The sequence below is a fragment of the Chamaesiphon sp. VAR_48_metabat_403 genome (genome assembly GCF_031422475.1).
GTDB lineage: Bacteria > Cyanobacteriota > Cyanobacteriia > Cyanobacteriales > Chamaesiphonaceae > Chamaesiphon.
Map to the genome: position 1 here is coordinate 1 of NZ_JANPLS010000422.1, position 8,793 is coordinate 8,793.

8 protein-coding genes and 2 pseudogenes are annotated in these 8,793 nt (G+C 44.5%); 4 read left to right on the forward strand and 6 right to left on the reverse strand.

Going from position 1 to position 8,793, the window contains the following annotated elements:
• Window positions 1–45: 45 nt before the first annotated feature.
• Window positions 46–459: a universal stress protein gene (locus tag RMO79_RS20180; protein WP_310485063.1), complete on the reverse strand. Its 414-nt coding sequence runs from the start codon at window positions 457–459 to the stop codon at window positions 46–48.
• Window positions 460–688: 229 nt separating this feature from the next.
• Here RMO79_RS20180 and RMO79_RS20185 point away from each other — a divergent pair, with 229 nt between their 5' ends.
• The 3 genes from RMO79_RS20185 to RMO79_RS20195 all read left to right on the forward strand — a co-directional run bounded on the left by RMO79_RS20185 (window position 689) and on the right by RMO79_RS20195 (window position 4,291).
• The gene (locus RMO79_RS20185; protein ID WP_310485064.1) at window positions 689–1,891 is read left to right on the forward strand and encodes a phosphoglycerate kinase; all 1,203 of its coding nucleotides are present in this window, start codon (window positions 689–691) and stop codon (window positions 1,889–1,891) included.
• 270 nt (window positions 1,892–2,161) lie between these two features.
• The gene (locus RMO79_RS20190) at window positions 2,162–3,337 is read left to right on the forward strand and encodes a transposase (RefSeq protein WP_310485065.1); all 1,176 of its coding nucleotides are present in this window, start codon (window positions 2,162–2,164) and stop codon (window positions 3,335–3,337) included.
• A 129-nt stretch (window positions 3,338–3,466) separates the two neighbouring features.
• Window positions 3,467–4,291: a carbonic anhydrase gene (locus RMO79_RS20195; RefSeq protein ID WP_310485066.1), complete on the forward strand. Its 825-nt coding sequence runs from the start codon at window positions 3,467–3,469 to the stop codon at window positions 4,289–4,291.
• Between the two features lie 59 nt (window positions 4,292–4,350).
• Here RMO79_RS20195 and RMO79_RS20200 read toward each other — a convergent pair.
• The 5 genes and pseudogenes from RMO79_RS20200 to cobN form a co-directional block, all read right to left on the reverse strand.
• A pseudogene (locus tag RMO79_RS20200) lies at window positions 4,351–4,506 on the reverse strand (cobaltochelatase subunit CobN); the annotation flags it as partial.
• A gap of 109 nt (window positions 4,507–4,615) precedes the next feature.
• Entirely contained in the window at window positions 4,616–4,978 is a 363-nt protein-coding gene (locus RMO79_RS20205) for a type II toxin-antitoxin system PemK/MazF family toxin (RefSeq protein WP_310485067.1), read from the reverse strand.
• Window positions 4,971–5,294: a hypothetical protein gene (locus RMO79_RS20210; protein WP_310485068.1), complete on the reverse strand. Its 324-nt coding sequence runs from the start codon at window positions 5,292–5,294 to the stop codon at window positions 4,971–4,973. Before RMO79_RS20210 ends, RMO79_RS20205 begins: the two co-directional genes overlap by 8 nt.
• Before the next feature lie 66 nt (window positions 5,295–5,360).
• Window positions 5,361–6,002 carry a hypothetical protein gene (locus tag RMO79_RS20215; RefSeq protein WP_310485069.1) on the reverse strand — a complete coding sequence of 214 codons (642 nt, stop codon included), beginning with the start codon at window positions 6,000–6,002 and terminating at the stop codon, window positions 5,361–5,363.
• A gap of 46 nt (window positions 6,003–6,048) precedes the next feature.
• A pseudogene (gene cobN / locus RMO79_RS20220) lies at window positions 6,049–8,484 on the reverse strand (cobaltochelatase subunit CobN); the annotation flags it as partial.
• A gap of 92 nt (window positions 8,485–8,576) precedes the next feature.
• On the opposite strand from cobN, the gene RMO79_RS20225 reads away from it, so the two are divergent.
• Window positions 8,577–8,793, forward strand: a 217-nt coding sequence (locus RMO79_RS20225) for a cobaltochelatase subunit CobN (RefSeq protein ID WP_310485070.1), incomplete at its 3' end; no start/stop codon positions are given.

Consider the following 8,793-nt stretch of genomic DNA (forward strand, 5'->3'; position numbering starts at 1 on the left):
CACTTCAGTCGCGGGCGGATGTTGGGTTATTCAGCAGACTATTCCCTACGGCACGATTAATACGGGACATGGCGAGAGATTAATCACTCGATTAGCCACACTTTCGGTTGTATGCTCTAAATCTAGACCGATGCCGCGACTGCCCATCACAATCAGATTGACATTGAGTTCGTCCGCCACATCGCAAATCGTGAATGCTGGTTTACCTTCGCGCTGCAAAATTTCCGCTGCGATGCCGCGTTGGGCGAATAAATCTTGCGCCGAATGTAGCAATTGGTCGATCGCATCTGGAGACTGCATGACAGGATCTTCAAGCACTTCGGCATCGAGATCGGGTGTCTCGACCACCGATAATAGAATTAGCTTGCTTTGATACTTTTGCACTAAATCGATCGCCACAGCAATGGCTTCTTGGGCTTCACGAGAGCGATCGAGTGGAAATAGAATGGTTTTGAACATAAGACACGAGGCTAAAAAATCGTGGCGTTTATCCTCTTACTACTGTATTTTCGATCCCCAGATCCAACTCGATCGAGATTAGTAACAAATCTACACGGGTTTTCCGGTAGAATTAGGAACGGCGGAGCTAAATGTTGTCTTTACTACAGCAAAATCGGTATTACTTACGAATTTTCTCAGCTTTTAAGATCGAAAAATTTAACCACCATATTTTTAAGGAGTTTAACTAATGTCCAAGAAGTCCATCGCCAGCCTCTCCGCCGCCGATTTAACAGGCAAACGCGTCCTCGTCCGCGCTGATTTTAACGTACCTGTCGATGATGCCGGAAATATTACCGACGATACGCGGATTCGGGCGGCTCTACCTACCATCAACGACCTCACCAGCAAAGGTGCTAAAGTCATCCTCTGTAGCCACTTCGGTCGTCCTAAAGGCGTAGATGAGAAATTGCGCCTGACTCCCGTTGCCAAGCGGTTGTCGGAGCTGTTAGGTCAAACTGTGGTCAAATGCAATGACTGTATCGGCGATGAAGTTGCCAGCAAAATCGGCGCGATGGCAAACGGACAAGTTGCACTGCTAGAAAACGTCCGTTTCTATCCAGAAGAAGAGAAAAACGATCCCGAATTCGCCAAGAAATTAGCAGCTAACGCTGACTTATACGTCAACGATGCATTCGGTACCGCGCACCGCGCTCACGCTTCGACTGAAGGCGTAACTAAATACCTGAGTCCTTCAGTTGCTGGTTACCTCATCGAAAAAGAATTGGAATATCTCCAAAACGCGATCGAAAAGCCTCAGAAACCATTGGCGGCGATCGTCGGTGGTTCTAAAGTATCGAGTAAAATTGGTGTGATTGAAACTCTGCTCGATAAATGCGACAAATTATTCCTCGGCGGTGGGATGATTTTTACATTCTACAAAGCACGCGGTTTGAATGTTGGTAATTCGCTAGTTGAAGATGACAAATTAGACCTCGCACGCGCACTCGAAGCCAAAGCTAAAGAACGCGGTGTTGAATTTTTGCTACCTACTGATGTCGTCGTTGCTGATAAATTTGCTGCTGATGCAAATGTTCAAATCGTCAATGTGAACAACATTCCCGACGGTTGGATGGGATTGGATATCGGTCCCGATTCGATTAAAGTTTTCCAAGCTGCTCTGGCTGACTGTAAAACTGTAATTTGGAATGGCCCAATGGGTGTATTTGAGATGGACAAATTTGCGGCTGGTACCTTTGCCGTCGCCGATACTTTAGCTCAAATTTCCAAAACTGGTGCAATCACGATTATCGGTGGTGGCGACTCGGTAGCTGCTGTAGAAAAAGCTAATTTAGCCGACCAAATGAGCCACATTTCGACAGGTGGTGGTGCTTCATTAGAGTTATTAGAAGGTAAAGTTCTACCTGGAATTGCCGCATTAGATGATGCGTAAATAGATGTTTAGCCAATTCTAAAAAACTTTGATAACCTGCTTCAATAAATCGATAAGATTGCGATTGAAGTGGGTTTTATCATTTGGTGACTTCAAACACCATCAAGGCACAAAAAACACTCGAAATTTATTGTTAATTAGTTATTGTTTTTTGGCAAAATTGTACTGATTTGGAATATAAATCAAACCTAAAAAAATCTAGTTACAGTAGACATGCACGAAGAATCATGATATATTTATCCATATAGTAAAGTTTGCAAAAATTTAGTTATGTTTGCGCTCAAGCGAGAGTTAAAACTAAATAAAGTTGAGGCATCACTGATGCGTGGCTGTGCTGGATTTAAGCGGTTTGTATATAACTTTGGGCTAGAGTTGTTGACCTCAAGCTGGAGCTTTGAAGATGTAAAAGCTAGTGACAATAAGCGAATTGACGCTATCAAGCAAGTGTTAACAGGGATGATGGATGAACCTGAATACCAGTGGATGCGGAAATATCCCTCTACGGTGTATCAGTCGGCATTTATCGACCTCAAAGATGCTTTCTCCAGATGGCGAAAAGGTTTGTCGGGGTTTCCTAACAAGAAATCGAAAAAAAAGGGTGACTCGTTTACTGTCTACAGAACATCAGGTATATATCCAGTTAAAGGACAGCCAGCCAAAGCATTCACTAATCGAGTTGTAATTGAAGCAGGGAGGCGAATTAAACTACCAGGGCTAGCAACATTTAGACTCAAAGAAAAGATTAATTTCATGTGCAGTTCTCAGACATTTACAGTGTCGAGAACGGCAGATAAATGGTTTGTTTCTTTTATGCTAGATGCCGAGAAAGTTCCCCCAGTAGTTCATCCAATTGAAATAGGAGCAATCGATTTAGGCGTTAAATGTTTAGCAACGGTTTCGGATGGAACTAGTTATGAAATGCCAATCTCTACTAAACTAGCGAAAACCAAGCTCGGTAGAATGCAATGGCACAATCGTAATCAAGTTAAAGGCAACCGCAAGCTAGGTATTCGCCAAAGCAATAATGCGTCTAAATCATTATTAGAAGTGTCTAGACTTCACGCTCGTATCGCTAATATTCGCTCTGATGTCATCCATAAAATGACCACCGATATCAGCAAGCGCATTTATCGAATTCGGATTGAAGATCTTAACGTTCGAGGTATGGTTGCCAACCATAAGCTAGCTGAAGCTGTTAGTAATAATTGCTTCTATGAAATTCGTCGCCAGTTAACTTATAAACAGCCGATTTATGGCACTAAATTGGAAATTGTCGATCGGTGGTATCCAAGTTCTAAAACTTGTGCTAAATGCGGACACATTCAACATATGCCACTGTCTGTACGAGTATTCGACTGTGAAGCTTGTTATTGGGTCGAAGATCGCGATCTTAACGCCGCAACCAATTTAGTAAATGCCCCTGAGCATTTAGTACGGTTGGCTTGACCGGAATTTACGCCTGTGGACAAGTAGGTGCCAACACCCTTGATTGAAGCAGGAAATTAACACTAAATCAAGTCTGACTAGGTTTAGATAAGTTTTTTAGAGCAGGCGACCTCACCGTTTAAATGTGTAATGAAGAAATTAATCTCTGGTATTCGAGAATTCCAATCTGACTATTTTGACAAAAATCGATCGCTATTCGAGCAGTTAGGGCAAGGACAAGATCCGCGCGTACTCTTCATTACCTGTTCTGATTCCCGGATCGATCCCAATCTAATTACCCAAACCGATCCGGGCGATCTGTTTGTGATTCGGAATGCTGGTAATATCGTACCGCCCTATGGTGCGGCAAATGGCGGTGAAGGAGCCTCGATCGAATATGCCATCCACGCGCTGAATATCGACCAAATTATTATTTGCGGTCACAACCACTGTGGGGCGATGAAAGGCTTACTCAAGCTCAACGAACTCCAGGCAGATATGCCCCTGGTTTATGATTGGCTCAAACATACCGAAGCAACGCGGCGAACGGTAATTGAAAATTATGGTAACTACTCAGGCGAAGAACTACTAGAAATTACCGTTGCTGAAAATATTCTCACCCAAATTGAAAACATCAAAACTTATCCAGTCGTACGATCGCGATTGCATCAAGGGCGGTTAAATATTTATGGGTGGGTCTATGAAATCGAAACAGGTGAGATTTTAGCTTACGATCCGAGCACTCATAGCTTTGTCACTCCCCATACTCAGCTATATCCAGAGGATGGATCTAATTATCAACCGGGTACCTACGTTCATACTTATGCACCACCCGTCAATGTCGCCCAACATCGAGAAATCCACACTCCCGCACCTGTTAGCCTCGCTACTACACCAGCAGCAAACTCTAGTTCCTCCCGGTTATCAGCAGCACAGATCGATCGCATTTATCGAGGCTCCCAACCAAGAAAGTAATCGGTGTTATCAGACCTTAAAATCTACCTGTCGATCTCCTGCCCAATGTTCAGGAATCTAGCATCCGCTACACCTTGATACATGAAGTCTTGCACGCAATTAGCCGTGGCATCATAGGCAAATAAGGAATCTAACGTTGCGGCCATTTCCGAGGCTCCCTTGTAGCCGTGACGCATGGCTCCAGCGATCCATTTGGGATTGACGACTCGCGATCGATTGGCACCAAATTAGAGCGTTAGATTTTGTTGCGGTGAGTGGTATGGCTGATTGATAGAAGGATCGATCGAATGCAATCGAGTCAGAATTATGATTAATGTAAACAACTTAAATATCTGCTTCAATGACAGTTACAATCGCAACTGTAATCGAATTCATTTCTTCCGATGTGAGCGATCCTAGTTTACGGATAAATCGCTGGAGATCGACACCGCGAAGCTGGAGGGTATCGACACTAGAATCTTTACTTAAACCATTATCGGGATTAGGCAATAATTTAATATGCCATAAATTTCCCGCATACCAATCTTTCCAATCTGTAATAGAAGCAACCAGCTTAATCGGTAATATGCCAATATTATTCGAGCTGATGACTACTGCTGGTCTAATTTTTCTAATTTCTGTACCGAGCGTTGGGTCGAAATTGACCAGCCAAACTTCTCCCCTTTGTGGTGAATTCGAGCTAGTCATCAATAATGTCTCCAGTCATTAATTCTCGCCATTCAGTTGATGTTTGATAATGTTCGACCATTTGCTCGGCTTGTGTGGCTAGAATAAGTTGTCTTTGGGCTAGAGGTTGGCGAAGAAAAGCCCGCCGATCTGTTAATGTAAGATTGGTCTTGCTTTCAGCCCAATCTCGTTGGCGTAGCCTTTCTGCTGAGGCAGACGCTCCGCGAACGGAAGGAACATCGGGTAATATAGATAGTTTCTGTTTGACTAATTCCCGTTCTGCTGGGGGAAGGGTTTCAACCATCTGAACGATCGAATCTACTAGCTGAGTATTCATTGATAGGTAAGCTCAGGAATCTAGCTACTATTATATCTAGAGCCGCGATCGATCGGCACCAAATCTTTAATTAAACACAACAATTAAATTATATTTAATAGAAAGAGATGCAATATTGTATAGCTGACATAATATTCTCTTTTCACCCATTAAAATATCTTCATCATACATAATATCTATTTCCTGTTCCCACTCTTTATCCCATTCTTTAGCCCAAGCAAAATAGGGATGGTGTCGATCTAGATCGAATTGTAGAGAACTAGCTATGAATTCAAGTTCCCTACACAAGTTAACACTAGATCCATAGTATGTTATCGACCATAGGGGTAAATCGATCGAGCCGAAATCCACAGGGATATAATCAGTACCATAGAAGCTAGGACAAGCCAGATGTGATTTATCTTGAATTCTTACTTCTTCTAGAAGATATTTTTCAAGTTCTATTTCGCTGTCTTTACGGTATTGAGGATGAACAAAATCTCTGTCTGTAATCCAGTTTGGATTTTGCCACAATTTTGCAGATATTATTTTAAGATTGTTATAATGATATCTATCTGTAAAACCCCAGTTAAAGTCTGGAAACTTGATGTCTTTCGGCACAAGACTTTCATCATAATTATACGGTGGTAGTTTCGATCTAGATAGTTCCTTGTTGATAGAGATTAGCTCTTCAGATGTTGGATCTTTTAGATAAATAATTAAGGACATTGATAATTTAGAATACTTGAAGTTATTATTTGAAATATAATATTCGTTAATTTCCTTGCGATTCTATCACTCCTTCGGCTTCATTAACCATCAACCTTAACCGCTCCAACGTCCCCAATTCAACATCTTCCCACAAACCCCGCTGATTAGCTTCGAGCAACCTTTCCGCCATATCTCGCTGCACCCAGGGATTATTTTGTTCGATAAATTCTCGGACTGATTCATCAAATAAATAAGCGTCTGCGACACCTTGATACATGAAGTCCTGAACGCAATTAGCCGTGGCATCATAAGCAAATAAGAAATCTAGAGTCGCTGCCATTTCTGAGGCTCCCTTGTAGCCGTGGCGCATGGCTCCGGCGATCCATTTGGGGTTGACGACACGCGATCGATATACCCTGTCGATCTCTTCTGTTAGTTTGCGAACTTTGGGATTTTCGGTGCGAGAATTATCACCGAAATAGGCTTCGGGAGCTTTACCAGATACTTGTTTGATGGCGGCAGTTAAGCCACCTTGAAATTGATAATAATCATCAGAATCGAGCAAGTCATGTTCACGATTATCTTGATTTTGGAGGACGATTTGCATATTGCCTAAGCGTTGATTAAATGCTTCCGGTGCGGCGATACCTTCGGCTTTGCTGGTATAAGCGTAGGCACTCCAATTAATATAAGCCTGGGCTAAATCTGCTTCGGTTTCCCAATTTTGGGATTCGATTAATCCTTGCAATCCGGCACCATAGGCACCAGGTTTAGACCCGAAAATCCGGTATTGCGATCGAGTCTGAGCTTCATCTAATGTTAATCCTTGCTCTAACCATTTAGCTTGTTCTTGTTGAACTTGTTGCGCTAATGGATTCTGTTCGGGAGTTTCATCTAATGCTGCGACGGCTTTAACGGCATTATCAAATAAGTCAATTAAATTGGGGAAAGCATCGCGGAAGAAACCGGAAATTCGTAAGGTAACATCGACGCGGGGACGACCTAAGATTGATACAGGTAAAATCTCAAAATCAACTACTCGGCGCGATACTCCATCCCAAACTGGTTGAACACCAATGAGGGCTAGGGCTTGAGCGATATCGTCGCCCCCAGTTCTCATCGTGGATGTGCCCCAGATTGATAAGCCGAGGGTTTGGGGATATTCGCCGTGTTCTTGGGTATATCGATCGATCAGCACTTCTGCGGCTTTACGACCCAGGCACCAGGCGGTTTCGGTGGGGACGGCGCGGATATCGACGGAGTAGAAGTTGCGTCCAGTGGGGAGGACTTCGGGTTTCCCTCTGGTAGGTGCGCCGGATGCGCCGCTGGGGATGTATTCGCCGTTTAAGCCGCGCAGGAGGTTAGTCATTTCCTGGGGGGTTTGGCGCAGGGCGGGGAGGAGGCGGGTGGCGATCCAGTTTAGTTCGGATTGGGTGTGAGTGCCGAGAGACTTCAGCGGTTGAAACCGCTGCTCGTGTTGCGAAACCCGCCTAGGCGGGTTGAGAAGATTAGTCCGCGTAGGCGGACTTTGCACCACGAGCGACGATTTCAATCGTGCGGAATGTGGGTAATCAGCATCAATTATGCTGCTTTCTATTAACTGTTTGACTAGTTCTGCTGCGTATTCTTCGAGGATTTCTACTGCGTCGCCGATAATCCTAATAGATTTTCTGACTGGCTTCGTTTGAGTGTTAGCTTCTTTGAGAAGGTGAGTAATAGCCAATTCTGCTCCCAAATCAGCCGTCAACGGATCGAAATCCCATTCCCAATCTAATGCAATCGCACGAGTTAAACCCATTCTATTAGCATTAGGATTACGGGCGATCGCGACCACCAAATCCCTTAATTGTGTATCCTGGGGACAGCACCCAAATATATGCAAACCGTCCCGAATTTGGGCTTCTTTTAGTTCACACAGATAGCCATCAGCGGTATTTAAAAACTGTGACAACATCATTTCATCGCCAGTACCAATGTCAATACCAAGAGTTTGATGGAGATGTTCTTGTTGGATCAGGGCGATTAATCGATCGCGAATTACTGGCATCCTCTGAGGATCTAGTGTTTGGGCTTCATAATACTCATCGATTAAACCTTCTAACTGATTTAAACTCCCGTAGAGTTCCGCCCGTGTCATTGGCGGGGTGAGATGATCGAGGATGACGGCTTGGGTGCGACGTTTTGCCTGGGAGCCTTCACCAGGATCGTTGACGATGAAGGGGTATAAATGCGGCATTGCACCGAATATGGCTTCGGGATAGCAATTTTCGGACAGGGCGACGCTTTTACCTGGGAGCCATTCTAAGTTACCGTGTTTGCCCACATGGACGATCGCATTTGCACCGAAGTTAGCGCGTACCCAGTGATAGAAGGCGACGTATTGATGGGGTGGAACTAAATCGGGTGCGTGATAGTTGAGGTTGGGATCTTTGTCGTAGCCGCGTGCGGGTTGGATGCCGACGAAGACGTTGCCGAATTGAATACCTGGGATAGGGTAATTGGTGGGTTGCGAAGGTGGCGAATCCCCCCTAGCCCCCCTTAAAAAGGGGGGAACCGGATCCGGAGTCTTAGTCCCCCTTTCCAAGGGGGACTTTGAACATAGATTCCCGCACAGATCTAGATCCGATCCCCCCCTTTTTAAGGGGGGCTAGGGGGGATTCGCCATCTAAACTAAGCACAACAACCTACCCCATCCCCGGCATTCAATTCGGCAACGTCTTCGTCGGCATCCAACCCGCACGCGGCTACGACAAAGATCCCAACCTCAACTACCACGCACCAGATTTAGTTCCACCCCATCAATATGTCG

Bases quoted from the DNA above. Each gene is read 5' to 3' on its own strand.
- RMO79_RS20180 (WP_310485063.1), bottom strand. From the start codon at position 459: ATGTTCAAAACCATTCTATTTCCACTCGATCGCTCTCGTGAAGCCCAA.
- RMO79_RS20185 (WP_310485064.1), top strand. From the start codon at position 689: ATGTCCAAGAAGTCCATCGCCAGCCTCTCCGCCGCCGATTTAACAGGC.
- RMO79_RS20190 (WP_310485065.1), top strand. From the start codon at position 2,162: ATGTTTGCGCTCAAGCGAGAGTTAAAACTAAATAAAGTTGAGGCATCA.
- RMO79_RS20195 (WP_310485066.1), top strand. From the start codon at position 3,467: ATGAAGAAATTAATCTCTGGTATTCGAGAATTCCAATCTGACTATTTT.
- RMO79_RS20205 (WP_310485067.1), bottom strand. From the start codon at position 4,978: ATGACTAGCTCGAATTCACCACAAAGGGGAGAAGTTTGGCTGGTCAAT.
- RMO79_RS20210 (WP_310485068.1), bottom strand. From the start codon at position 5,294: ATGAATACTCAGCTAGTAGATTCGATCGTTCAGATGGTTGAAACCCTT.
- RMO79_RS20215 (WP_310485069.1), bottom strand. From the start codon at position 6,002: ATGTCCTTAATTATTTATCTAAAAGATCCAACATCTGAAGAGCTAATC.